Annotated in this window: 23 protein-coding genes; 13 read left to right on the top strand and 10 right to left on the bottom strand. The window is 65.1% G+C overall.

Annotated elements, in window-relative coordinates; all coding sequences use genetic code 11:
- Nucleotides 1–1278: an MFS transporter gene (locus C4S73_RS17865; protein WP_103873857.1), complete on the bottom strand. Its 1278-nt coding sequence runs from the start codon at nucleotides 1276–1278 to the stop codon at nucleotides 1–3.
- A 294-nt stretch (nucleotides 1279–1572) separates the two neighbouring features.
- A complete protein-coding gene (locus C4S73_RS17860) occupies nucleotides 1573–2328 on the bottom strand; it encodes an IclR family transcriptional regulator (protein ID WP_103873856.1) in 756 nt (251 codons plus the stop codon).
- A gap of 107 nt (nucleotides 2329–2435) precedes the next feature.
- Here C4S73_RS17860 and C4S73_RS17855 point away from each other — a divergent pair, with 107 nt between their 5' ends.
- The 4 genes from C4S73_RS17855 to C4S73_RS17840 all read left to right on the top strand — a co-directional run bounded on the left by C4S73_RS17855 (nucleotide 2436) and on the right by C4S73_RS17840 (nucleotide 6543).
- On the top strand, nucleotides 2436–4139 hold the full coding sequence (locus C4S73_RS17855; RefSeq protein WP_103873855.1) for a thiamine pyrophosphate-binding protein: 1704 nt from the start codon (nucleotides 2436–2438) through the stop codon (nucleotides 4137–4139).
- 58 nt (nucleotides 4140–4197) lie between these two features.
- Complete coding sequence (locus C4S73_RS17850) at nucleotides 4198–5010, top strand: transporter substrate-binding domain-containing protein (protein WP_160115821.1); 813 nt, start codon at nucleotides 4198–4200, stop codon at nucleotides 5008–5010.
- Between the two features lie 94 nt (nucleotides 5011–5104).
- Complete coding sequence (locus tag C4S73_RS17845; protein ID WP_103873853.1) at nucleotides 5105–5773, top strand: amino acid ABC transporter permease; 669 nt, start codon at nucleotides 5105–5107, stop codon at nucleotides 5771–5773.
- Complete coding sequence (locus tag C4S73_RS17840; protein WP_103873965.1) at nucleotides 5773–6543, top strand: amino acid ABC transporter ATP-binding protein; 771 nt, start codon at nucleotides 5773–5775, stop codon at nucleotides 6541–6543. The genes C4S73_RS17845 and C4S73_RS17840 overlap by 1 nt, the downstream gene beginning before the upstream one ends.
- A 176-nt stretch (nucleotides 6544–6719) precedes the next feature.
- Here C4S73_RS17840 and hisD read toward each other — a convergent pair whose 3' ends face one another.
- Nucleotides 6720–8018, bottom strand: a complete 1299-nt coding sequence (gene hisD, locus C4S73_RS17835) for a histidinol dehydrogenase (protein ID WP_103873852.1) — start codon at nucleotides 8016–8018, stop codon at nucleotides 6720–6722.
- 127 nt (nucleotides 8019–8145) lie between these two features.
- Between hisD and C4S73_RS17830 the strand changes: the two genes are divergently transcribed.
- The 7 genes from C4S73_RS17830 to C4S73_RS17800 all read left to right on the top strand — a co-directional run bounded on the left by C4S73_RS17830 (nucleotide 8146) and on the right by C4S73_RS17800 (nucleotide 14855).
- Nucleotides 8146–8694, top strand: a complete 549-nt coding sequence (locus C4S73_RS17830; protein WP_103873851.1) for a cupin domain-containing protein — start codon at nucleotides 8146–8148, stop codon at nucleotides 8692–8694.
- Nucleotides 8695–8876: 182 nt separating this feature from the next.
- Entirely contained in the window at nucleotides 8877–9929 is a 1053-nt protein-coding gene (locus tag C4S73_RS17825; protein WP_103873850.1) for an ABC transporter substrate-binding protein, read from the top strand.
- A gap of 489 nt (nucleotides 9930–10418) precedes the next feature.
- Nucleotides 10419–11501, top strand: coding sequence for an ABC transporter ATP-binding protein (locus tag C4S73_RS17820; RefSeq protein WP_200828038.1), 1083 nt, complete (start codon nucleotides 10419–10421; stop codon nucleotides 11499–11501).
- Entirely contained in the window at nucleotides 11498–12676 is a 1179-nt protein-coding gene (locus C4S73_RS17815) for an ABC transporter permease (protein ID WP_103873849.1), read from the top strand. The genes C4S73_RS17820 and C4S73_RS17815 overlap by 4 nt, the downstream gene beginning before the upstream one ends.
- Before the next feature lies 1 nt (nucleotide 12677).
- Entirely contained in the window at nucleotides 12678–13514 is an 837-nt protein-coding gene (locus C4S73_RS17810; protein WP_103873848.1) for an ABC transporter permease, read from the top strand.
- Nucleotides 13515–13782: 268 nt separating this feature from the next.
- The gene (locus C4S73_RS17805; protein ID WP_103873847.1) at nucleotides 13783–14013 is read left to right on the top strand and encodes a hypothetical protein; all 231 of its coding nucleotides are present in this window, start codon (nucleotides 13783–13785) and stop codon (nucleotides 14011–14013) included.
- A 242-nt stretch (nucleotides 14014–14255) separates the two neighbouring features.
- Nucleotides 14256–14855, top strand: coding sequence for a WecB/TagA/CpsF family glycosyltransferase (locus C4S73_RS17800; protein ID WP_160115819.1), 600 nt, complete (start codon nucleotides 14256–14258; stop codon nucleotides 14853–14855).
- 62 nt (nucleotides 14856–14917) lie between these two features.
- On the opposite strand, the gene C4S73_RS17795 is transcribed toward C4S73_RS17800, so the two are convergent.
- The 3 genes from C4S73_RS17795 to C4S73_RS17785 form a co-directional block, all read right to left on the bottom strand.
- Nucleotides 14918–16372 carry an undecaprenyl-phosphate glucose phosphotransferase gene (locus tag C4S73_RS17795; protein WP_103873845.1) on the bottom strand — a complete coding sequence of 485 codons (1455 nt, stop codon included), beginning with the start codon at nucleotides 16370–16372 and terminating at the stop codon, nucleotides 14918–14920.
- A gap of 288 nt (nucleotides 16373–16660) precedes the next feature.
- Nucleotides 16661–17035, bottom strand: a complete 375-nt coding sequence (locus C4S73_RS17790) for a hypothetical protein (RefSeq protein ID WP_244595647.1) — start codon at nucleotides 17033–17035, stop codon at nucleotides 16661–16663.
- 151 nt (nucleotides 17036–17186) lie between these two features.
- Complete coding sequence (locus tag C4S73_RS17785) at nucleotides 17187–17909, bottom strand: helix-turn-helix domain-containing protein (protein WP_244595646.1); 723 nt, start codon at nucleotides 17907–17909, stop codon at nucleotides 17187–17189.
- Nucleotides 17910–18129: 220 nt separating this feature from the next.
- Here C4S73_RS17785 and C4S73_RS17780 point away from each other — a divergent pair, with 220 nt between their 5' ends.
- Both C4S73_RS17780 and C4S73_RS17775 read left to right on the top strand, forming a co-directional pair.
- Nucleotides 18130–18924, top strand: coding sequence for an aspartate/glutamate racemase family protein (locus tag C4S73_RS17780; RefSeq protein ID WP_103873843.1), 795 nt, complete (start codon nucleotides 18130–18132; stop codon nucleotides 18922–18924).
- Between the two features lie 107 nt (nucleotides 18925–19031).
- On the top strand, nucleotides 19032–20429 hold the full coding sequence (locus C4S73_RS17775; protein WP_103873842.1) for a DUF2793 domain-containing protein: 1398 nt from the start codon (nucleotides 19032–19034) through the stop codon (nucleotides 20427–20429).
- A 386-nt stretch (nucleotides 20430–20815) separates the two neighbouring features.
- On the opposite strand, the gene C4S73_RS17770 is transcribed toward C4S73_RS17775, so the two are convergent.
- The 4 genes from C4S73_RS17770 to C4S73_RS17755 form a co-directional block, all read right to left on the bottom strand.
- Nucleotides 20816–21616 (bottom strand): FkbM family methyltransferase, encoded by an 801-nt coding sequence (locus tag C4S73_RS17770; RefSeq protein WP_103873841.1) that lies wholly within the window; start codon nucleotides 21614–21616, stop codon nucleotides 20816–20818.
- 145 nt (nucleotides 21617–21761) lie between these two features.
- Nucleotides 21762–23492 carry an L-arabinonate dehydratase gene (araD, locus tag C4S73_RS17765; protein ID WP_103873840.1) on the bottom strand — a complete coding sequence of 577 codons (1731 nt, stop codon included), beginning with the start codon at nucleotides 23490–23492 and terminating at the stop codon, nucleotides 21762–21764.
- Between the two features lie 170 nt (nucleotides 23493–23662).
- The gene (locus tag C4S73_RS17760; RefSeq protein ID WP_103873839.1) at nucleotides 23663–24580 is read right to left on the bottom strand and encodes a dihydrodipicolinate synthase family protein; all 918 of its coding nucleotides are present in this window, start codon (nucleotides 24578–24580) and stop codon (nucleotides 23663–23665) included.
- Nucleotides 24570–25274 (bottom strand): GntR family transcriptional regulator, encoded by a 705-nt coding sequence (locus C4S73_RS17755; protein WP_244595645.1) that lies wholly within the window; start codon nucleotides 25272–25274, stop codon nucleotides 24570–24572. Before C4S73_RS17755 ends, C4S73_RS17760 begins: the two co-directional genes overlap by 11 nt.
- Nucleotides 25275–25433 lie beyond the last annotated feature (159 nt).

Below are 25433 nucleotides of genomic sequence, written 5' to 3'. Positions count from 1 at the left end.
CTAGCGCGGCCTTGGTCCGATATCGGGCATCGATGGTGGCAGCGTCGGGTAGTCGGCGTTGGGATCGGTGCTCGGGGGCTTCTTCATCAGGCGCATGACGAGATAGGCGGCGGTTCCGGCCGAGAGGACGCCGATATAGGCGAGCAGGCCCTGGGGGCCGAAGGCCTGCATGAAGCCTGTAGCGGCGACCGGGCCGATTGCCGCGCCTGTCCCCCACAGGAAGAGCAGCCCCGCCGAGAGCCCGACCGCCCGTTCCTGGCCCAGCCTGAGATAGGCGTGGGTCACGGCGACCGTATAGAGCGGGACGCTGCCGCCGCCGATCACAGCAAATAGCCCGAAGAGCCAGAGCCGGTAATGCGAGGAGCCGACGAGAAGCACACCGCCCAGCGTCGCCACCGCCAGCACGACCGTCGTTGCGGCGCCGAGCATGATGATGCGGCTGTCGAGCCGGTCGGCCAGGAAACCGATCGGCCATTGCAGGATGAGCGCGCCGATCTGGATCGCGGCCGTCAGCAGGATCGCCGATGCCTGGTCCAGCCCGATCAGGATGCCGTAGGCCGGCGCGACATTGGTTAGAGGTCCGCTCATCAGGCCGACAAAGAGGCAGCCGATCACGGCGGCGGGCGCGTGGAGCCAGAGCGTGCTCAGCTTGACCGAGACGAGCGAGGCCGATTCCGGGCCGCGCGCGCGGGTGAGGCCGACGGGGATGAGCGCGATCGAAAAGGCGGCGCTCGCGATCAGGAAGATGTTCTGGCTGAGCACTGCCGCATAGCCGACCGCCACCTGCGACGCGATCAGGGCGATGCGGTTCATGATCTGGTAGAGGCCGAAGATACGGCCGCGATGGCTGGAGCGCGCCTGGCCGCTGATCCAGCTTTCGATACAGATGCCGTGGCCGGCGGCCGCGACGCCCATGATGAAGCGCGACAGGCTCCACCACTCCACCGGCAACAAAGGCAGGCTCAGCGTCAACGCGGCCTGGAGCGCGGCAAATACCGCAAAGCCCCGGATATGCCCGATCCGCCGGATCAGCGAGGGGATGGCGAAACAGCCGATCAGGAAGCCGACCGCGTATGCCGAGCCGACGATGCCTATGAGCAGGGGCGGCTGCTTCTCAAGCGCGAGGCGCAGCGGCACGACCGTGTGGACGATGGTGCTCGCCATCTGCAGGATCAACGCGCCGGTGACGATCGCGCTGAGAGCCGCAGCCGTGCCGGGTTGCGATCTCTCGGACTTGGTCTCGGGCTTGGTATCGGACTTGGTCTCGGGCTGTTTCACGGGCGCTGCCCCTGGCCAGGCCGGGCTGGCTCAGAGCGTGGACATCGCGCGCGGGGCTCCCGGCCGCCGCCAGCATCTGGCTGAGGGCCTCGAGGTTCTCCTCCGCATCGGCGCCGTCCCATCGGTCGAACCTCCCCTCCGCATGCCCTGCAAACGGAGGTCGTCGTCAGTCATCCGCCCACGCGCGCCAGAGTCGTCGCGCACCCGCCCGTTCTTAGATTCGACGGCGGCCGATGATGGCCCATCCAAGGTGGTTCGGCCAGCCTCGCATTGCGCGGCGTGGCGCTCGGCGGGTTATTTGATCCAGCGCTTGTCGCCGATGCGGGTGCCGAAATCATGCGCGAACAGCAGCAGCGCGTCGACGACCGGCTGGTCGCTGGCGCTTTCGAAGGCGAAGAGCGGATATGAGACGCTGATGGCGATGTTCATGCCCTTATGCTGGTCCTCGAAGGCCACCGAGATGGATTTCACTCCCTCGAACAGCTCCTGGTTCGATACGGAGTAACCGCGCAGGCGCGACATCGCGATTTCGCGCATGAGGTCGTCGACCGAGGCGACTGTTCGCTTGGTCGCCGGTTCGGCCGGCGTGGCGAAGAGGTTTTTGATCTCGGCGTCGCTCTTCACGGCGAGCAGGGCCTTGCCCATGGCGGCGGCATGGGCCGGCAGCCTGTGACCCGGCTCGACCGTGAACTGGATCGGCTGCGAGCCCCGCGCCGTCTTGAGGACGACGACCTCGGCGCCCGACAGCACGCCCAGCCAGACCGTGTGCTCGGTCTTTCGGGCGAGCTCTTCCATTTCCTTCTGAGCCTGTTCCACCAGATCGAAATTCCGGTGGAAGCTTGCCGCGAGCTGCACGGCCAGAATGCCGGCCCGGTAGCGCTGGGTCGCCGGGTCCTGCTCGAGAAGACCGCCGCCCGCCAGCGAAGCCAGCAGGCGCGAGGCGCTGCTGCGGGTGACTTTCAGGTGGCGGCTGGTGTCTCCGACCCGGAGCTCGCCTCCGGAGTCGACGAGCAGCTGGAGGGCGCTCACCGCCTTCTCGATCGATTTCATGAATCCCCGGCTTCACGGCTTGACGCAGAGCAAATCCGCTGCGTACCATAAATAATCAACATGTTGCATAATACGCAACACTATCTGGATGTCAACAGGAGACACCAATGCGGGGCACCGGCGGCGCGCTACTTTACGAGACCCTCAAGAGCTACGGGGTGACCTGCCTGTTCGGCATGGAGGACCCGATCCATGTGTTCCACGCCGTCGACCGGGCGTTCACGCGGATCGTGACGGTGCGCGACGAGAAGCATGCGGCGATCATGGCGCATGGCTATGCCCAGGTGACGGGCCGTCCCGGCGTCTGCGCCGCCACATTCGGGCCCGGTGCCACCAATCTGATCACGGGTCTCCTGGAGGCACAGCGCTCCTCGGTGCCGGTGATCGCGCTGGTCCAGGACCATCCGCTGCGGCTCAAGAACAAGAACGCCAGCAGCGCGCTCGATCACGCCGTCGCGCTGGCGCCCTATGTCAAGGACGTGACGCGCATCGATACGCCCGAGCAGGCCGCCGATGCCGTGCGGAAGGCGTTCCGCATCGCGACCTCGGGCCGCCCCGGCCCGGTCGTCCTGCTCTGTCCCGGCGACGTCATGGCCGCCGAGGCCGAAGCACAGGTCTGGGCCGATCCCGCCTACACGCATTTCCCGGCCAATCGGGTGCGGGCGAGCCGCGAGTCGATCGAGACGGCGGCGGAGCTGCTGTCGGCGGCGCGCCGGCCTCTGATCATCGCTGGCGGCGGCTCGATCATTTCCGGCGCATCCGAGGAAATCCGCATGCTGGCGGAACTGTTCGACTGCCCGGTGGCCACCACGATGACAGGGCGCGGCGCGATTGCCGACACGCATCCGCTCGCAGCGGGACCGCTGGGTTCAACCACAGGTGGCCGCTACGGCCGGGGGCAGATCTCGAACACGCTCTTTGCCGAGGCCGACGTCGTGTTCGTGCTGGGCTCGCGCACGGGCCAGCTCTGCTACAGCGACTGGTCGCTGCCCAAGCCGGAGACCAAACTGATCCATCTCGACATCGACCCTGCCGAGGTCGGCCGCAACTTCGCGACCGAGATCGCGATGATCGGCGATGTCAGGGATACGCTGCGCGATCTCATGGCCCATTGCGCCGATCGCGGGCTGGCACGCACGGATGGGGCGCCTGCAAAGCGGATCGCGGAGCTGACCCAGGTCTGGAAGGCGGAGTTCGAGCCGGTCGCGACCTCGACGCAGCAGCCGATCCGCCCTGAGCGTCTGCTGGCCGAGATTTCGGCTCAGGTCGATGACAAGACGCTCATCGTCACCGACGCCAGCTACATCACCGGCTGGGCGATGAGCCATATCGACGTGCCGCGCACGGGCCGCTTCATCCTGTCGCCGCGGGGAACCAGCGGCATCGGCTGGAGCTTGCCGGCAGCGATCGGCGCCAAGATGGCCGATCCGTCGCTCAAGGTGATCTGCCTGACCGGCGATGGCGCCTTCGGCTATGTCTTCAACGAACTCGAAACGGCGGCGCGCTACGGCGTCGACGTCACGGTCATCGTCTTCAACAACGGGACGCTCGCCTTCCAGCGGCATTGGGAGCTGAAGGTGATGGGCCGCTATCTCGAATGCGACTTCCTCGACATCGACTATTCGGAGGTCGGTCGCGCCCTGAAATGCAAGGGCGAGCGCATTACCGATCCCGAGACGATCGCCGCGCGGCTGAAGCAGGCGCTTGCGACCGAGGCGCCCTATGTCATCGACGTCGTCATCGACCCCAACGCGACTGCGCCCATCGTGGGGTTCGAAAAGCTGCAGCTCGAACGCGATGCCGTCCACTGACGGGCGATCACCTCACGAGAGCCGATCTGTTTTACAGCACCAACAAAAGGGGAAGACCATGCTGAGAACTATCGCCAATGCACTCGCCTCGGCCGCCGTCGCGGCGGTCGTCGCGTTTTCGTCCACCGGCGCCTCGGCCGGGCCGACGCTCGATCGGATCATCTCCGAGAAGAAGCTGGTGGTGGGCGTCGCGCCCTGGAACAAGTTCGTCCTGCTCAACCCCAAGACGAGCCAGTATGAAGGCCTGATCGTCGACGATATCCGCAACCTCGAGGCGATGACGGGCATCAAGGTCGAACTCGTCAACACGACCTGGAGCGGTCTCGTGGCGGGTCTTCAGGCCGGCAAATGGGACGTCATCATGAGCGGCCTCGGAGCGACGCCCGAGCGGGCCACCGCCGTCGCGTTCGGAGAAGCCTTCGGCTATCTCTCCTCCACCGCCATGGTTCGCGCCGACAGTCCGGTGCGCTCCTTCGCTGACCTCGACAAGGAGGGCAACACCGTCTCCGTGGTCTCGGGCACGGCGGCCCAGCAATATGCCCAGCGCAGCTTCAAGAAGGCCAAGGTCACGCCGCTTTCCGACACGGGCGCGGCGGTGCTCGAGGTCATGCAGGGGCGGGCGACAGCCTATATCGGCGATTCCGTCTCGAATGAGTTGCGCGCCCAGGAGCGGCCGACCGAGCTTCGCAATGTGAAGTTCGCCGCCGACCAGACGGAGTGGACCAGCATGAACCATGCGGTTCGCTATGCCGATCTCGATCTCCTCGTCTTCCTCGACACCTATGTCCGCGCGATGAAGCTGCGCGGCTGGTATCGCGGGCTCGCGGAGAAGTGGAACCTGCCGCCCGAGCTGGCTGTCGGCCCGCGCTAGTCGTCTATTCCTGCCGGGGACGGATGCGGATCGGCGCCCGTCTCCCGGCAGGCGGAATTGCCTTTGGTCGGATCACCGCTGATCGGGTTGAATCATGAATTACACATTTCAGTTCGGCGTCCTGACCGAATACGGCCCCTATCTTGCCGGCGGCCTGTGGCATGCGTGGTGGACGAGTTTTCCCAGCATCATCATCACGACCATCCTCGGCGTCGTGCTGGCGGCGATGAGCATGTCGCAGCGATGGTTGATGCGCGGGTTCTCCGTCGTCTTCGTCGACCTGTTCCGCACGCTTCCCGTCGTGGTCCTGCTGATCTGGATCCACTATGTCATGCCGATCCTGACGGGGATCTCGTTCTCGCCGACCACGAGCTCGATCATCGCCCTGTCGCTGAACGGCGCGGCGCTCGCCTGCGAGGCGTTTCGCGGCGGGCTGGAAGCCATCCCCGCGACGCAGGTGCAGGCGGCGCAATCGCTCGGCTTCTCGCGCTGGAAGGTGATGCGCTACATCACCTTGCCGCAAGCCTTCTTCGCGACGCTGCCGTCCCTGACCAATGTCCATATCACCGTGATCAAGAACGTGACCGTCACCGTTCTGATCGCCGTTCCCGAAGTGATGTTCCGGGCTCAGGAACTCACCGTCCAGTTCTTCCGTCCGCTGGAATTCTATACCGGAGCGGCCGTGCTCTATGTCGCGCTGATCTGGGGATATGCCCTTCTCATGCGGATGCTCGAAAGGCTTCAAAAATGGCAGCCGATCTGATGACGGCCCCGACGGTTCCCGCGGCGACGACGGCCTTCATCCGCATTCGCGACGTCCACAAATCCTATGGAGCGGTCAGCGTTCTCAACGGCATCTCGATCGATGTCGCGCAGGGCGAAGTCCTGGTGTTGTGCGGCCCAAGCGGCTGCGGCAAGAGCACGCTCCTGCGCTGCATCAACGGGCTGGAGACGATCCAGCGCGGCGGCATTTCGGTGGGCGGGCGCAATGTCGAGACGGCCAATGCCGATACGCTGCAGCAAATCCGCCTCTCGACGGGGTTCGTCTTCCAGAACTTCAACCTGTTCCCGCATATGACGGCGCTCGACAACATCACCATCGCGCCGATGAAGATTCTCGGGGTATCTCAGCGTGAGGCTGTGGAGCAGGGCAGGGCGCTGCTCGAACAGGTCGGCATGCAGGAGAAGGCGGATGTCTATCCGTTTCAGCTCTCGGGCGGACAGCGTCAGCGCGTCGCGATCGCCCGGGCGCTGGCGATGAAACCCTCGCTCATGCTGTTCGACGAGCCGACATCGGCGCTCGATCCGGAGATGCGCGAGGAGGTGCTTCAGGTCATCCGCAAGGTGCACCACGAGCACAACATGACGATGGTCGTCGTCACCCATGAGATCGGCTTCGCCAAGAGCGTCGCCAGCCGTGCCATGCTCCTCGATGCGGGTCGTATCGTCGAAGAGGCGCCGGCGCGGCGCTTCTTCGAGAATCCCACCGAAGAGCGCACGCGCCGCTTCCTGCGCGCCATCATCAACGACTGAAGCCCTGGCCGCCTCTAGAGCTTCAAGATTTTGCGTGGAAACACGCCGTCATCCTGGGCGACCGCAGGTCGACCCGGGATCGATCGTAGAACGCTGTTCCCTATGATGGATCCCGGATCTGCGCGGCTTCGCCGCTTGTCCGGGATGACGGCGCGGTTGTAATCAAGTCATCGCATCTAGTCGGTGCTGCGCGGCGCGTTCTCCAGGCGGAAGGCTGCCGCGCGCCTGTGGCCTTCGAGCCCTTCGCTGGCGCTCTGGCGGATGGCGGGCGGCGCCACGGCTGCGACGCCGCGGGCATCAAGCCATTGATGCGTGCAGATCTTGACGAAAGAACCGACCCAGAGGCCGCCGGTGTAGCGTCCCGCGCCCATGGTCGGCAGGGTGTGGTTGGTCCCGCAGCACTTGTCGGAATAGACCACGCTGGCGAGCGGGCCGATGAAAAGCGAGCCGTAATTGCGCAGTTTCGCGGCCGTCGCATGCGGATCATGGGTGTGAACCTGCAGGTGCTCGGCGGCGATATGGTCGGAATAGGCGAGCATCGCCTCTTCGCTCGCGCAGATCGCGATCTCGCCGAAATCGGCCCAGGCGCGGCCGGCCACCGGCGCGGTCGAGAGCGTTGCGAGCTGCCTGTCGACTTCCTTCAGGGTCGCTTCGCCGAGTGCGCGGCTGGTGGTGATCAGCCCGACCCGCGTGCGCACGTCATGCTCGGCCTGCGCCAGCAGATCGGTCGCGATCATCTCGGGATCGGCGGTCTCGTCGGCGACGATGAAGATCTCGCTTGGGCCCGCCAGTTGGTCGATGCCGACCGGGCCGAAGACCTGGCGCTTGGCTTCGTTCACATAGGCATTGCCGGGGCCGACGATCTTGTCGACGGCCGGAATGGTCTGCGTGCCGTAGGCCATGGCGGCGATTGCCTGAGCCCCGCCGACGCGGAAGATGCGGTCGGCTCCGGCGAGGTGGCAGCCAGCGATCATGGCGGGATGGGCGGTCGGCGGCAGGCAGGCGATGACCTCCTCGCAGCCGGCGACCTTGGCCGGAACCAGCGTCATCACCGGCGCCGACAGCAGCGGATAGCGGCCGCCGGGAACATAGGCGCCGACGCGCTGGATCGGGATGACGCGGTGGCCCAGATGCAGGCCAGGCAGGGCCTCGAGCTCGAGCGGGAGGATGGTCGCGAGCTGGGCCTGCGCGAAGGCACGCACCCGCTCGATGGCGAATTCGGTATCGCGGCGCGTCTGCGGATCGAGAGCGGCCAGCGCGGCAGCACGCTCCTGAGCCGTAACCTCGATCGATTCCGGGTCCATCTTGTCGAATAGCTTCGAATAGTGCCGCACCGCCTCGTCGCCACGGCTGCGCACGGCGTCCAGCACCTCCTTCACGGTTTCCGCGATCCGCTGGGTGTCGCCACCGTCATCGGTGCGGGGCGCCTTGAGATGGTGGATCTGCTCGCGAAGAGCGGGGTCGATGTCCGGCATTGACGTTCCCTTGGAGGTACCCTGCGTGGGGAGGCCGATGGTGAGGCCCCGGCAAGGCGTCCGCAATTGGCGTTGGGGCTGCCGTCTAGTATATTCACCAGACGTACAGAATAATGGGACCGCGCTGATGCCGCATGTCGGACCGGGAATTCGGGAACTGCGCCGCCGCCGCGGCCTTGGCATTCGCCGCCTCGCACTGCGCTCTGGCGTCTCGCATTCCTCGATCTCGCTGATCGAACGCGACCGGATCAGCCCCTCGATCGATACGCTGGCGGCCATTCTGGAGGCGCTTGGAACGACCCTCGTCGGCTTCTTCTCCGAGCTGCAGCAGATGTCGTCCTATTCGCCCTTCTATGAGGCGGGCGAACTGCCCGAAGTCGGCAGCGGCGATGCGATTTCGTACCGTGTGATCGGGATCAACCACCCAAACCGGCAGATTCTGATGTTGCACGAGACCTATGCAGTGGGCGCGGATACCGGCGAGGCCTTCTCGCATACAGCGCAGGAGGGCGGGATGGTCATCCGCGGCGCCGTCGAAGTCACGGTCGGCAATCACGCCAAGACGCTGCAGGTCGGCGACGCCTATTATTTCGACAGCCGCCTGCCGCATCGGTTCCGCAATGTCGCGGAGGGGCAAAGCGAAATCGTCAGCGCGATCAACCCGCCGACCTACTAGCGGTGGCGGTGCCCATATCGGCCCTGCCGTCGAGCCTGACGTAACGGCCAAGAAAACGCTTCACATCATGCCAAAACGGTCGATATCTTCACCGCCCTGCCTTTAGGGGCGGCAAGTATTCTGTCGCCGCTGGCGGAGGCGTGCTTTGCTGCCGCCATAAGCAACAAATGAGGGGACGTGACATGACAACGAAATCTGCACTCTTGCGGTTCGCTGGCGCCGGTTTGGCGCTCGGCCTGCTCGCCGGCGGCACGGCCTCGGCGCGCGATCTGACCGTGGTGTCCTGGGGCGGCAACTATCAGGACGCCCAGAAGAAAATCTATTTCGAGCCCTTCGCCAAGAAGCTCGGCAAGCCCGTGCTCGACGAGAGCTGGGATGGCGGCATCGGCGTGATCGCGGCCAAGGTGAAGGCCGGCGTGCCGAACTGGGATGTCGTCCAGGTCGAGACCGAGGAGCTGGAACTCGGCTGCGCCGACGGCTTCTACGAGAAGATCGACTGGGCCAAGCTCGGCGGCAAGGACAAGTTCCTGCCTGCGGCGGTCAATGATTGCGGCGTCGGCGCCATCGTCTGGTCGACCATGCTCAGCTACGACGCCAACCGCATCAAAACCCCGCCGACCTCCTGGGCCGATTTCTGGGACGTGCAGAAGATCCCCGGCAAGCGCGGCCTGCGCCGTGGTCCGAAATATTCGCTCGAATTCGCCCTGATGGCCGATGGCGTGAAGGCTGAGGACGTCTACAAGGTTCTGGCGACCTCGGCCGGCGTCGATCGCGCCTTCAAGAAGCTCGACGAGCTCAAGCCGCATATCGTCTGGTGGGAGGCCGGCGCCCAGCCCCTGCAGCTGCTCGCCTCTGGCGAGGTCGCGCTGACGACGGCCTATAACGGCCGCCTGTCGGGCATCAACAAGGCGGAAGGCAAGAACTTCCAGGGTGTCTGGCCGGGCAGCATCTATGCCATCGACAGTTGGGTGATCATCAAGGACAGCCCGAACAAGGCTGCTGCCGAGCAGTTCATCGCCTTTGCCAGCGAGCCGGCCAACCAGTCGAAGCTGCCCGAATACATCGCCTATGGCCTGCCCAACAAGGAAGCGGCGGCTGCCGTTCCCGCCGCGCAGCAGAAGGACCTGCCGACGACGGCGGCCAATCTTCCCGGAGCCATTCCGCTGAACGGCGCGTTCTGGGTCGACAATGTCGAGGAGCTGACCAAGCGCTTCAACGCCTGGTTGGCGAAGTAGTCCAGAAGGTTCGCAAAGTTGGAACGGCGCGGCATTGTAGTGCTGCGCCGTTTCCCTGAGACATCATTTGCCAATGCGAGCCTTGGTCCTGAGATGCTGCTTCGCGGCTCCTCAGAGACTGGCCGTGAAAGCATGCATTGCAATCAAATCTTGGCCATCGTCGAACAAAGCGCCGTCATCCCGGGCGACCGAAGGGAGACCCGGGATCCATGCCTGAACCTTTCAGAACGGCGCTCCGGAATGGATCCCGGGTCTCCGCTGCGCTACGCCCGGGATGACGGCGTTTTATTCGACATGGCCAAGCCATTGAAAACACAATCATCATTTCAGGCCAGATTCTGAGGATGAGGGCTGAGGGGAAAGCGAATTGCCGCTCGAAACATCGTTGCGCTCGGCAAATGAGCAGTGGGACTCATCAGCTGTCTCCACTTCGCCCGAAAATGCATTAGCATCGACCCGTGGGCCGAACTTCGCGCCCATCCATCGATCATGACCGGAGATTTCTGTTTGGCGCCGTTCATCCATTTCGATCAGGTGACGAAGTCGTTCGGCTCGCTGCGGGTCGTCGACAATCTCGATCTCAGGGTCGAGAAGGGCGAGTTCCTCAGCCTGCTCGGCCCGTCCGGCTCCGGCAAGACCACCCTCCTGATGATGCTGGCGGGTTTCGAGAATCCGAGCCAGGGTTCGATCCGGCTTGACGGCACGCCGATCGAGAACATGCCGTCGCACCGGCGCAATATGGGCGTGGTGTTCCAGAACTACGCGCTGTTCCCCCATATGACCGTGGCCGAGAATGTCGCCTTTCCGCTGCTCATGCGCGGGGTCGGCAAGGCCGAAACGGTACGGCAGGTCACCCGCGCGCTCGACATGGTCAGGCTGGGCCATCTCAAGGAGCGGCGCCCGGCGCAGCTTTCTGGCGGGCAGCAGCAGCGTGTGGCGCTGACCCGGGCGCTGGTCTTCGAGCCGACCGTCGTGCTGATGGACGAGCCGCTCGGCGCGCTCGACAAGCAGTTGCGCGAGCATATGCAGCTCGAATTGCGCGACCTGCACAGAAAGCTCGGCCTCACCGTGATCTTCGTGACGCATGACCAGTCGGAAGCGCTGACGATGTCGGACCGCATCGCGCTGTTCAATGCGGGGCGCATCGAGCAGCTCGACACGCCAGAGGGCATCTACGACCGGCCGCGCACCCGTTTCGTGGCGGAATTCATCGGCGAGACCAATCTGTTCGAGGGCGTCGTGCGCAGCGTCGCCAACGGCACCGCCGAGGTCTCGGTCAACCCGCGCGTGACGCTGCGGGCGGAGAACCCGGCCGGCATCGCGGCCGGCGCGCCGATCCTGATTTCGGTCAGGCCGGAACGGGTCCATCTTCAGACGGAGGCCGGCGCGGGCAACGCGGTTCCCGTGACGATTTCCGACCATGTCTACCAGGGCGACCATGTCCGCACGCATCTGGCGGGGCAGGACTTGTCGCTGGTCGCCAAGATCGAGCGGCGCGCCGGCATCGGGCCGATCGGCAGTGCCGCCTTCGCCTGTTTCGATCCCACCGAATGCACGTTGATTGAGCCATGATGGGGCCGTCCGCACGCTCCCGGCTTTCCGCCATGCTGCTGGTGGCGCCGCTTTTCGCCTTCCTCGCCATCTTCTTCATCTGGCCGCTGGTCACGATGATGGCGGTGGCCGTGACCGACGGCACGGTGCGCGTGGTGCTGCCGCAAACCGCGACCGCGATCGCCAGTTGGGATGGGCAGGCGGTTCCATCAAAGGCTGTTCAGGATGCGCTGGTGGCGGATCTGCGCACGCCGTCCGAGCAGTTGGCCTTTGGCGATGCGGTGCGGCGGCTGAACAGCGAAGTTTCGGGCTTCCGCACGTTGCTGGGGCGCACCGTCACCGCCGTGCGCCAGGCCCCTGCCGGCCAGCAAGTGGACCTCGTCGCGCTCGATCCGCGCTGGGGCGAGAACAATTTCTGGCTCGCGCTCCAGCGCTCGATGCCGCGCTATACCGACCGTAACCTGCTCGCCGCAATCGACCTGAAGCGCGATACCGCCGGAGCGGTCGTCGCCGACGTTTCCGCCAACCGCACCATCATGCTGCGGACCTTCACGATCTCCCTGATGGTGACGCTGCTCTGCGCCGCGATCGGACTGCCCTATGCGATGATCGCGGCTGCAAGCACCGGCTGGGTGCGCAATCTCCTGCTGCTCGCCGTGCTGCTGCCGCTCTGGACATCGCTGCTGGTGCGCACCGCCGCCTGGGTCATCCTTCTGCAGAATGAGGGGCTGATCAACGGCTTCCTCACGACGATCGGCATCGTCGACAAACCGATCCAGCTGATCTTCAACCGCACCGGCGTCGTCATCGCCATGACGCATGTGCTGCTGCCTTTCATGGTGCTGCCGATCTACAGCGTGCTGCTCGGCGTGCCCCGCAACCTGATGCCGGCAGCGAGTTCGCTCGGCGCGACGCAATGGCGGGCGTTTCGGCATGTGCTGCTGCCGCTGACGCTGCCGGGGCTGATGTCGGGCTCGCTGCTCGTTTTCATGGTGGCGCTCGGCTATTACATCACGCCGGCGCTGATCGGCGGGGCCGAGGACCAGATGATCAGCTCGGTCATCGCCTTCTTCGCGACAGGCACGGCGAACTGGGGCATGGCCGGCGCGCTCGGGCTCATCCTGCTCACCGTCACGATCGCGCTTTATCTGGTCTATGGCCGGCTCTCGCGCTCGCCCCAGATGGTGGGGGCCTGACATGGCGCAGCGCTCGCCCGGCCTCCGCACGGCCCAGATCGTCTTCGGCGCGCTGGTGATGTTCTTCCTGATCGCGCCGATCGTCGCGATCCTGCCGCTCGCCTTCAACTCCAGCGTCTTCCTGAACTATCCGATCGAGAGTTTCTCCTCGCGCTGGTTCGTCGAATTGCAGACCAGCGAGACCTGGCGCCGCTCGATCGTGAACAGCCTGATCATCGGCAGCGGCGCGACGGTGCTATCCACAGTGATCGGCACGTTGGCCGCGCTTGGCCTGCGTAATGCGCGGCTGCCGTTCCCCGATGTGCTGCGCGTCGTGTTCCTGCTGCCGATGGTGGTGCCGGCGGTGGTTCTGGGCGTGGGCATGCAGATTCTCTACGCGCGGCTAGGGCTCGCCAGCAGCTATCTCGGGGTCATCATCGCCCATGCCGTGCTCTGCGTGCCCTTCGTCGTGGTCAGCGTGTCGGGTTCGCTCGGGGGTATCGACGCTTCGGTTGAGCGCGCCGCAAGCAGCCTCGGCGCCAATCCAGCCAATGTGTTTCGGCGGGTCACCTTGCCGCTGGCCATGCCGGGCGTGGTCTCGGGCGCTGTCTTTGCCTTCGCGACCTCGCTCGACGAGGTTGTGATCACGCTTTTCGTTGCCGGGCCGAATCAGCGCACCTTGGCGCGCCAGATGTTCGCCAGCATTCGCGAGAATGTCAGCCCGGCGGTTGCCGCCGCAGCCTTCCTGCTGATCATCGGCACGCTCTGTCTGGCGGCACTTGCGGGGCTTCTGCGCTGGCGCCAGCAGCGGCTGGCCAAGGCTGTCCCCGCGGAGGCCGAGGCCTTGCCGGTGGCATAGGCAGCACGAGCCTGGCTGACCCGACCTATCCTGTCCTCCCGTGAGATTTTTTGCACCGCTGCCATGCCCTATGGGCAGCGGCATGGCATTGCCCGGTCGGAAACCGTAAATGGATCTGTCAGAGCGTATTGAGCGCCGGCTGGATGCGCTGAGGAACAGCTTTCGACCCGTTCACAAGGTGACGACGGCCGCTTTTCTTTCTCTGTCGATTGGCGCATAAGATTACTTGGCGTGTTTAACGCAATCTTAGCGATACAAGAGCCTCTCCATGCAATCGTTGCGTTTATCTAGCACGAAGGCTCTCCATAGCGACCTGGACGTCGCGACGCTCCGGCCGGCCAACGACAATGTGCCGGAAGAGAAAGAGAGCCGTACGAGCATCCTTCTCGGCAGAGTTCTTATCGTTTTTGCTGTGATGGGCGTGGCTGTCGTCACTTTCGTCTGGGTTGGCTGGTTTGGCCGAATGGCTTGGAAAGCCCTGATGTGGGCAATCGGCTGACGAACCAGCCTGGCTGGCCCCGCCTCGACGCCGTTGCATCGCTCGCTCGAGATCCGGACGCGAATGTCGCGTCATTTGACCGTAGCGAAGGGTTTCATTAAAATTTTAGTGAATATCCTGTTCCTGAACCGGGATGCTGATTTTACCCCGTCGGGTGCAGGCAGCCGCGTATCCGGGTTCGAGTCGATATCCGTTTTCGCCGTGCAGGTCAGGCCGGGCGTTTTTACCGATCGGGAACTTCGTTGCATTCCAGCGTCCTGGACACGATCACTGGTATTGCCCCCCTCCAGAAGGCGGGTGCGAACACACGCGCCCTTCACGACCTTCTAAGCGATTGCGAGCGCTCCGACGCCGCGGTCTTCCTGTTCGGGAGTGATGAGCAGGTCGTCTGCCAGCTTCGCGACAAGGTCGGCAGCGCTTTCCCCCGGCTGAAGATAGCGGGCATTTGCGATGCCGATTTCGAGGGCCCGGCGACGCGCGAGGTCGTCGAGCATATCGCGAATGCGCGCGCCGACGTCATCATCGTCGATATGGCGCCTCGGGTTTTCCGCGCCTTTGCGCGCGATCATGCATCGCAGCTTGCAGCCGCTTCGCTGGTGAACCTGCCGGCAACGTTCCGGAGCTATGTATTGCCTGGCCGGGTAGACCGATACCGGCCGCGCAGTCTTGCTGCGGGGGATTCGCTGCTTCCGCGAGCCATGCGTCGTGGCGTCGTGCAGATGCTCGATGGCGGGCGTTTCGCGCGGGTGATCCTTGGCCAATTCGTGGGCCAGGTCGTGCACGGCACCATGCGTCGGCTCCGGACGCAACGGCCCGCCGCCGTTCCGCGCCGCGACGTCTAGGCCCGCCCGCCAAAGCTCGGGCGGTGCGCTCGCGACCCGACGCAGGCTTTCCGCAGCCCTTCTCAACCCGCGTTCATGAAGGCCTTCTTGCTCAGCACGGTCCGGAACAGGATCGCGATATCGAGCCAGAAGGACCAGTTGTCGATGTACCAGTGGTCACATGCGACGCGCTTGGCCATCTTCTCGTCGGTGTCCGTCTCGCCGCGCAGGCCGTTGACCTGGGCCCAGCCGGTGATGCCCGGCCTGACATTGTGGCGGCGCGCATAGAGAGCGATCTTGCGCTGGAACTCCTGATCATGCGCCAGGGCGTGCGGCCGCGGTCCGACCAGGGACATCTGGCCGGCGACGACGTTGAGCAGCTGCGGCAACTCGTCGAGATTGTAGCGCCGCAGGATGCGGCCGATTCTGGTGATGCGCGGGTCGTTGCGTGTCGCCTGGACGATGACGTTGCCATCATCTGTCGTCGTCATCGTCCGGAATTTGAAGATGCGAAAGGCCTGCTGGTTGAAGCCGTAGCGGCGCTGCCGGAACAGCACTGGTCCGGGTGAGTCCAACCTGATCATCAAGGCGATGGTCAGGAGCAGCGGCAAGGCCAGGAGAATGATCAGCGATGCCGCCACGATGTCGAAGCTGCGCTTGGCGGCCACCTCGACAGCCGACAGTGCAGGCCGCGTCAGCCGCAGGCTCGCAAGCGTGCCGGTATGGACGATGTGGGGCGTGTCGAAGCGGTCCATGATCCGCTCCGGTGCCAGATGGATCGCCACGGGCAGGTTCATGAAGGCATCGACACAGGTATCGATCGTCTCCTGATGCGACCAGGGCAGGGCGATGAAGACCGCGTCCGGACGCTTCGCGCGGCAGTTCGCGACGGCGGTGGCGAGATCGGCGGCCAGCGCCGCTGCGGGGTCCTTGACGCGCGCCGGGTCGGCGCTGCGCAGGAAGGCGACGTCGACGATGGCGAAGCCGACATTCCAGGGTTGATGCCGGGTGACGAACGACATCACATCCGGCTCGCGCCCGATGATGAAGATGCGCTCCGACGTGATGCGCCCGGCCTTGCTCGCAAGCGAAATCGTACGGACGATGCCCGAACGCGCCAGGGCAATCACGGGAATGCCGACGAGATAGGTCGCGAGAATGACGGCGCGCGAATAATGATCGGCGATCTTGAGCAGGAACAGGATGGCGATGAATGCCACCATGGTCACGTTCCAGACCGTGAATGCCGAGGCCATCTGCCCCTTGGTCGAGAGGTAGTTGCCGATCTGGTATCGGCCTCGCATCAGATTGATGAAGACGAAGATCACAGCGATGATCGTCGCGAGTTCGAGCGTGACCTGCTCGCTGCCGATGCCGCCATAGACGTGCAGATGATAGGCGACGGACACGGCTCCGACCATGGCCATCACGACGGCTGCATCGATCGCGGCCGTTACGATGCCAAGCCAGTAACGCCACGCATTGGCGCGGGATTCGGAGCTCGCCGCGGCGGCGTAGTTGAGTTCATTGACTGTCATTGTCGGCCCGGCATCCGCTATTGCACACAGGCCGGAAGACCTTGTGTGGCTGCTGGCGCTCCGGCCCGGCACAGTTTGCCGAACCGGATTGCACTGAGCGGACGGTCGCAAGCGCCGTGCCGTACGGGCATGCGCCAGAACGGGGCGCGACCCCGTAAAATATTTGGATTCTGGTGGGTTTACGTATGGTCGTCGGCGGGCGCTTTGAGGCGCCCCATCAGCCCCGTGCCAATACGAAACAGCTGTTGTGGCGGGGCGTTAACCGTTCTTGAGCTACCGCGTTCCGCTTCAGGACGCGCGGCGCAGTCGGTTCACCAGCTTGTCCGCGATGATGGCCAGTGTCATGCCCACCAAAGCGCCGAGAAGCTTGACGACGGCATCATGCGGCTGCCCGTGCCGGCTTGGCTCGAAGGTCTGTCCGACCTCCAGCCCGATCACGAGCGCCACGACCGCGATGAGGACGACCCAGGGGCGTCTCGGATAGGCGAAGGCAAGGGCTCCCGCGAGCAGAAGGAAGGCGGCGAAACGCTCCATGTCTGCGCTCATCGCGCCGATATGCGGCCGGTCGCCGATCGGCGCCAGCGTCGCAAAGGCAATGAAGAGCAGCGTGCTCCAGCCGATCAGGGTCGAAAGGCTCCTCATACGGGCTGCGATGCTGCTCACGCGAATTGTCTCGATCTCGTTTGCCGGGGAAGCCGCGCAAGGCAATTTTCGCGCCGGTGCGTGGTGGGTTGGGGCGGGCCGGGCCGCTTTATCGATGCATGCGCCCGATCGATCAACTGGAAAGTGCATTTGGGCCGCGATGTCTCAGGGGTCAGGCCGCGGCGACCAGCGCCATGTGGTCGACATTCATCAGGCGGACGCCGTCCGGGACGATCAGGATCGTCTTGTCTTTTGCCAGACGCGTGAGGGTCCGGCTGACGGTTTCGATGGTCAGGCCGAGGAAGTCGGCGATGTCCTGCCGGCTCATCGGCAGCGGCACCGTCACCGAGAACTTGCCGACCTTGGCCCAGCGTTGCTGCATGCCGAGCAGGAAGCAGACCAGCTTTTCCTCGGCGGTGCGACGGCCGAGGAGAAGCATCTGCTCCTGCGCAAGCGTCAGCTCATGGGTGGCGAATTCATGCAGCCGTCGCAACAGATGCGGCTTGGCATCGACCAACCTGGCATAGGCGGTCAGTGGAAATGCGCAGGCTGCGACTGCATCGACCGCATCCGCCGAGACGCCGAAGCTGTCATGCATGGACAGGCCGAGGAAATCGCCGGGCAGCGCGAAGCCGACGATCTGACGGCGCCCGTCGGGCAGCATCTTGTACAGCCGCACCACGCCCGCCGTGATGTTGTAAACGCAATCCGCGTGCTGGCCCTGAACGAAGAGCGTCGCCTTCGGCTCGAACCGAACCGGGCGCGCCATCGCATCGAGGGTGATCAGCTCTTCGGGGGAGAGCGAGGCGCAGACGCTGGCGAGGCGGGCCTCGCATGTCAGGCAGCCGCACTCGGCTCGAGCTCCGATGCCGGCATTGACCAGGTGACAATCCACGATCGCGTACCTTTCAGGCCAGCTCCAGACCGGTTCTTCCTGGCCGGTTCTTCCGGCCGGCCCGACAGAAGATGGTATCTACAGCATCAAGCCGTGAATTCGCTGGGGAGCAATGCGTCATATCGATCCAGCGCGATTTGACCGCCTGCCGAGGGCGGCAGCTGGCGCGGTTTTGGCTTCCGGGCTACCTCTCGACCATTGATTTTGACGGGATAACGCCATGACCGCACCTCTCGCCACTCTCTCCCATGGCGGCATCGCCCATGGCGGCATCGCTCAAGGCCGCATTGCTCAAGGCCGCATCGCTCGCGGCGGCAAGGCGATCTATGGCGCGCCGTTGGGCATCGTGATGCTGGAGGCGCGGTTTCCGCGCATTCCCGGCGATATGGGCAACGGCACGACCTGGCCTTTTCCGGTGCTCTATCGGGTCGTTAGTGGCGCAAGCCCCGACAAGGTGGTGCTGCAGGGGGCTGCCGGCCTGCTGCCGAACTTCATCGCGGCCGCGCAGGAGCTGATCCGGCTCGGTGCGGAGGCGATCACGACCAATTGCGGCTTCCTGTCCCTGTTCCAGCGCGAGATGGCCGCGGCGCTCGGCGTGCCCGTCGCGACCTCCTCACTGATGCAGGTGCCCTGGGTGCAGGCGACCCTGCCGCCGGGCAAGCGCGTCGGCCTCGTCACCGTCTGCGCCTCCTCGCTGAGCCCGGCGCATCTCAAGGGCGCTGGCGTGCCGCTCGATACGCCGGTGGTCGGCACGGAAAACGGGCGCGAGTTCTTCCGTGTGCTGATCAAGGCGGAGAAGGACGACATGGATGTCGGGCTCGCCGAGCAGGATGTGGTGAATGCGGCGCTGGAACTGGTCGCTGAGAACCCCGATGTCGGGGCGATCGTGCTCGAATGCACGAACATGCCGCCCTATGCGGCAGCCGTGCAGGCGGCGACCGGGCTGCCGGTCTACGACATCTATTCGATGATCACCTGGTTCCACGCCGGCCTGCGGCCGCGTGTCTTCGGCTGAGGGGCGCGGGGAGAAGGGCGGCGGCTTATCCCCGCCCGTCGTTCCGCGACGGATAGTGGCGCTCCGACCTTGCGCCCCAAAGGGCGCGCCACCCCTCGCGAGGCCCCATGACAGTCACGCCGCGGCTTTCCCTGCCCCTGCTCGCCGCCGGGCAGGCGCAGAAGCACGTCACCCATAACGATGCGCTGACGCGGATCGATGCGCTGGTCCATCTCGTCGTCGACAGCCGTACGCGGACCGTCCCGCCGGCCTCGCCGACCGAGCTTTCGGCCTTCATCATTCCCGCTGGGGCGACAGGTGCCTTCGCTGGACGTACCAACCAGCTCGCGCTGTTCGAAGATGGCGGCTGGACCTTCCTCGTGCCACGCACCGGCTGGCAGGCCTGGGTCGCGGATGAGGCCGAGCACCATCTCTGGACGGGTACCGAATGGCGGCGAGCGAGCCCGCTCAGCAGCCTTGGCGCCGATCGCTGGGGCGTCAACGCGACGGCGGATTCCAGCAATCGCCTTGTCGTGTCGGCCGAGGCCAGCCTGTTCAACCATGCCGGTGGCGATCACAGACTGAAACTGAACAAGGCCAGCGCCGGACAGACTGCGACCGTTTTGTTCCAGAACGGCTTCTCCGGCCGGGCCGAATTCGGGCTGGCGGGGGATGATGATTTCCGGGTCAAGGTCAGCGGGGATGGCTCGGCCTGGACCGAGGCACTCGCGATCGATCGTGCTTCGGGGCTCGTCACCTTGCCGGCATCGCCCTGGGCGGCCGCGCCCAACCTGCTGATCAATGGCGACATGCAGATCAACCAGCGCGGTTTTGTTGGCGGGGTGCTGGCGGCCGGGGCCTATGGTTTCGACCGCTGGAAGGCAGGCAGCGCAGGCGCCACGCTTTCGTGCAGTGGCTTCGATATCACCCTGACGAATGGCGCCATCATCCAGCCGGTCGAGCCTGCCCTATGGGGCGTGGCGCACTTTGCGGGGAGGCCGCTCACCGTGTCGGTGGAGGACCTTTCGGGCGGGTCGCTGACTGTGGGGATCGGCAGCCAGAGCGGCGCGATCACGGCCGGGGCCGGCCGCCGCGCGCTGACGCTGACGCCGGCCGCAGGCGATACGGGCAACCTGCAGATCAGGCTGGCGTCTGCCGGAGGCGCAGCCACCTTCCGGCGGATCAAGCTCGAATTCGGCATGGCTGCGACCGGGCACCAGAACCGGCCGCTGACACAGGAACAGCAGCTCTGCTGGCGTCACTACTGGCGGCACGAGGGCACGATCCGGCTCGACGCCTATCAGGTGGCGGGCGGCGCGTCGCGACAGGTGATCGTGTTGCCGGCGCGCATGCGGGCGACGCCCTCCGTCAGCTTTGCCGTCGTGAGCGATGCCAATGTCCAGGGCGGGGCCGAGCGCGGCATCTATGCGACATCGGCCCAGGGCGCCTATGCCGGCGTGGTCGCCGCCAGCACCGGGCGCGTCCAGGCGGAGTTCGGAGACATCGCCTTCGACGCCGAGATTTGATCGGGTTCGAGCTTCCAGAGCCCTTATCCTGAGAGCCCGGTGGATCATGATATCCCTGTTTTCAAGGGCTTGACCATCCGCGAAAACCCGCCGTCATCCCGGGCGACCGCAGGGAGACCCGGGATCCATTCCTGAACTTCACCGGCAAACGCTCGGGAATGGATCCCGGATCTCCGCTTCGCTGCGTCCGGGATGACGGCGCGTTTCGCGGCGAAATGCCAACCGACTTAAATCGCTTACGACAGTATCGGCCATGTTAGCGAGCCATGTCCCGGGGAATGACGTCTCGAAGGATGTTTCAGGAGGTTCTGGAACCCGCTGGATCATCCTTCGAGACGCTGCTTTGCAACTCCTCAGGATGAGGGCTCAAGTCCCATTTCGTCGCTTCAGTCCAGATAGATGCTCTTCACATGGGCGTTGATCGCGGCGATGTCCGGCAAGGTGCCGCCATTGCGGGCGGCGAGATGACCTTCATGCCAATACCAGTCGTCGAAGCCGACATTCAGCCGCTGATAGCCGGCCTCCGAGAGGAGCGTGCGCATCTCCTCCCGGCGCGGCTCGACGAAATTGTGCTCGATGGTGAAGAGCGCGATGCGATGGCGGTCGAGCGCGATGGTCCTGAGGATATCGAGTTCCGAACCCTCGGTATCGAGCGAGACATAGTCGAAGCCGCGCTGCGGGATATCGCCGATCAAAGCGAGCTCGTCGAAAGTGATGGTCGAGACGGTGATCAGACCGCCAGCGCTGATGGCTTGCCGGCGATGCTCGGCATAGCCATCGGCCTCGGCATATTCGGCGAGCGTGCCGATTTCCTGCGAGGCGACGAAGGAGAGCAATTGACCGGATTCACGATAGACCGCCTTCTCGACCCCGATCGCCGTGCGGCTGCGCGACAGCGCAGCGAATAGCGCCGGGTTGGGCTCGACCAGCACCCCGCTCCAGCCATGGTCGGTCTCGAGGCGATAGGTGTTGCTGAGATGGACGCCGTCGAAGGCGCCGATCTCGGCAAAGCGCCCGTCGCGCCGCCCTTCGCACATCGCCAGAACCCAGCGCTCCTGCTCGATCTGCGAGTTGGTTGGCGCGTCGAAAGCAGCCTGCCAGGAAAGACGGGCGGAGAGCGATGAAGGGGGCACGATCTGTGTCTCGTTGAGAGCGGTGAGACAGCGTACGGCAAACGGCTTGCTCACATAACCTGTTCGTCATCCTGGACAAGCGGCGAAGCCGCGCCGATCCGGGACCCATCGTAGAGCGCAGTTGCCTTCGATGGATTCCGGGTCAAGCCCGGAATGACGGCGCCAATGGACATCGATGCGGAGACTATTCCGCGACGGGTCAATGAATCTCCGGCTCGGGGATCTTCGCGGTGCCTTCGAGATAATCGAAATCGCAGCCCTTGTCGGCCTGGCGGATATGGGCGGCCGACATTTTGCCCCAGCCGCGCGGATAGTCGCGGTTCGGTGGCGACCAGGTTGCGAGCCTGGACCCGATCTCGGCATCGCTGAGATTGACCGAGATACTGCGCGCCTCGACATCGACGCTGATGATGTCGCCGGTCCGAACCGCCGCAAGCGGCCCCTTGATATAGGCTTCCGGCGCGACATGGAGCACGCAGGCGCCGTAGCTGGTGCCGGACATGCGGGCATCCGAGATGCGCAGCATGTCGCGCACGCCCTGCTTCAGCAGCTTGCGCGGGATCGGCATCATGCCCCATTCCGGCATGCCGGGACCCCCGACGGGGCCGCAATTCTTCAGCACCATGACATGGTCGGCAGTGACATCGAGCGTGTCGTCGTTCACTGCCTTCATCATCGCGTCGTAGTCCTCGAAGACCAGCGCCGGGCCGCTATGCTTGAGCAGGCGTGGCTCGGCGGCCGAGGGCTTGATGACGCAGCCATCGGGGGCAATGTTGCCCTTGAGCACGGCAAGCCCGTTGGCGGTCGAGACAGCGCGATCGAGCGGGCGAATGACGTTGTCGTCATAGACCTGCGCCAGCGCGATCGTCTCCGAGATCGGCTTGCCGGTGACGGTCATGGCGTCGGTGTGGAGCTTGCTCTCCAGCTGCTTCAGCAGGGCAGGGAGCCCGCCGGCATAAAAGAAATCCTCCATCAGGAATTCGCCGGAGGGGCGCAGATTCGCGATCACCGGCACCTTGCGGGAGAATGCGTCGAAATCATCGGGCGTCAGCGGCACGCCGGCGCGGCCTGCCATCGCGATGAGGTGGATGATCGCGTTGGTCGAGCCTGCCACCGCCATATGCACGATCAGGGCGTTCTCGAAGCTCTTGCGCGTCAGGATGCGGTCGGGCGTCAGATCCTCCCAGACCATCTCGACGATGCGCTTGCCGGCGGCTGCGGCCATGCGGGGATGGGCGGCATCGGCGGCAGGGATGGCCGATGCGCCCGGCAGCGTCAGACCGAGCACCTCGGCATGGCTCATCATGGTTGCGGCCGTGCCCATCACCATGCAGGTGCCGTGGGAGCGGGCGATGCCGCTCTCCATCTCCTGCCACTGGTCATCGGTGATGTTGCCGGCTTCCTTCTCGGCCCAGTACTTCCAGACATCGGCGCCCGAGCCCAGCACCTTGCCGGCCCAGTTGCCGCGCAGCATCGGGCCGGCCGGCACGAAGATGAAGGGCAGGCCGGCGCTGCAGGCGCCCATGATCAGCGCCGGGGTGGACTTGTCGCAGCCGCCGAGCAGAACCGCGCCGTCGAGCGGGTGGGAGCGGATCGATTCCTCCGCCTCCATCGCCAGGAAGTTGCGGTAGAGCATGGTGGTGGGCTTCTGGTACTGCTCGGACGCCGACATCACGGGTATCTCGACGGGAAAGCCGCCTGCTGCCCAGACCGCGCGCTTAACGGCTTCCGCGCGGTCGCGCAGATGGGTGTGGCAGGGGTTGATCTCGGACCAGGTGTTGATGATGCCGATGACCGGCTTGCCCATGAACTCGTCATGGCCAAAGCCCATCTGCAGGGCGCGCGAGCGATGCCCGAAGGAGCGCAGGTCGCTGGCGCCGAACCAGCGCTTGGAGCGCAGGGTGTCGGGCGTCTTGCGGGGATGGGTCATGGCGCTTCCTTGGATGGTTTCTTGGTGTTCGAACCTCTCCGTCATCCTGGGCGACCGCAGGTCGTCCCGGAATCCATCGGAGGGCGCTGCGTTCTACGATGGATCCCGGATCTGCGCCGCTTCGCGGCTTGTCCAGGATGACGGGGAGGTTGTCAGTTCGGCTGGTCCGGTTACTCCGCCGCGGCGCGCATCGTGCCCCAGGCGGAGACGATGGCGCGTAGTTCCGCGCGCTCCGTCTCGTTCAGTTCCGGCAATCCAGGCAGGCGGACGGGGCCCACCGGCGTTCCAAGCATGCCGAGAGCTTCCTTGACCACGGTGACATTGGCGCCGTTGCCGTATTTCGTCCGCATGGTCTCAAAGCCGGCGATCTCGCTGACCTGTGCGCGTGCCGTCGCATAGTCGCCGGCCTCCAGCGCGCGCCAGATCGCCAGCGAACGTTGCGGCGCGACATTGACCAGCCCCGAAGTGAAGCCGCGGGCGCCGAGCGCATGGAAGGGCGCGGCCCAGCCTTCGGCCAGGCCGCAGATCCAGTTGGCGCTGGTGCCTTCCGTTGCGCGGACGCATTCGGCAAGCAGCATCACATTGGTCGCGGCGAATTTCACGCCCGCGACATTGGCATGCGTCGCGACGCGGACGAGATCCTTCAGGCCGATCGCATCCGAGCGGATATAGGCGACGACGGGCAGGGGCAGCGCATCGGCGATCGCGATGATGTAGTCGGCCTGCGATTGCGGCGCGGCGAAGGGGTCGAGCGGATGGTGCACCATCACCGCGTCGCAGCCGGCCTTTGCGGCGAGCTTTCCGGTCAAGACCGCTTCGCGCAGCGAGCGGCCGATGCCTGCCGTGACCATCGCCTTGCCGGCAACGGCTTCAGCCGCGACGGCATGGCTGCGCACGACCTCGTCTGTCGTCATCGGGTAGAACTCGCCGGTGTTGCCGGCGGAGACGATGTTGTGGATGCCGGCCTCGGCGATGCCGCGCACGATCCTGCCGGTCACCGCCCAGTCCGCCTCGCCATCGGTGCCCCAGGCCGTGACATGCACGCCGGAGATGCCGCGCAGGGCCTTGCGCAGTTCTTCATTCGTCATAAGCCAGTCCCTCCGCATCGGCGCCGAACACCTGCCGCACATGGGCTTTCGCCGAGCGGACGATGTGGCGGCGCATCCTTTGTTCGGCGAGTGCCGGATCGCGGCCGGCAAGCGCCTGATAGATCGATCGATGTTCCTCGAAACCCTGCCGGCGCTCGGCCGGCTCCGCCAGCAGCGCGATGCGCTGGGCGTGGTCGTACATGCGCTGTCCGTCGAGCCGGCGCTCGAGATAGGTGCAACCCGAGATCCGGTGGATCGCGCCGTGATAGGCCTCGTTCAGGAGGACGAGGTCTTCGAGCGCGCTGTGGTCGGTGGCATGCTCCATGTCGTCGATCAGCTGAGCCATGGCGGCAATATCGGCATCGCTCAACCGGTTGGCCGCGATATGGGCCATCACGCTTTCGAGCGCGGCGCGGCCGAGCGCCATCTCCAGGGCCTGCCGCGCCGAGAACTCGACGAAGACGCCGCGCCGGGCCTCGGTCCTGACCAGCCCTTCGCTTTCGAGCTTGCGGATCGCGTCTTTCACCGGGGTCGTGCTGACGCCGAGCATCTCGGCCAGATGCCGCTCGTTCAGGCGTTCGCCGTTCCGGAACCGCCCGGCCACGATCGCCCGGCGCAGGCGCTCATGCACATGCTCGCGCAGGGAGCGCAGCAGATGGGGCGCGACAGGCTCGATGGTGATCAGCTCAGTCATCAGGGTTCCGAAAAGGCGACATTGGTGGCAGCGAATCCGGATGGGATCGCCGCCGCCCTCACTGCCATCACCGCATCAGACATCACAAACGGCAAGCCGCAGCAAGTCTGAAATTTCAGATTTCAAATCTGGAATCCTATGCTATGTCCGATCTCAAGG

Source organism: Allobosea lathyri (assembly GCF_900108245.1).
In the GTDB taxonomy this organism is placed as follows: domain Bacteria; phylum Pseudomonadota; class Alphaproteobacteria; order Rhizobiales; family Beijerinckiaceae; genus Allobosea; species Allobosea lathyri.
This window is presented reverse-complemented; position numbering and strand designations above follow the sequence as displayed.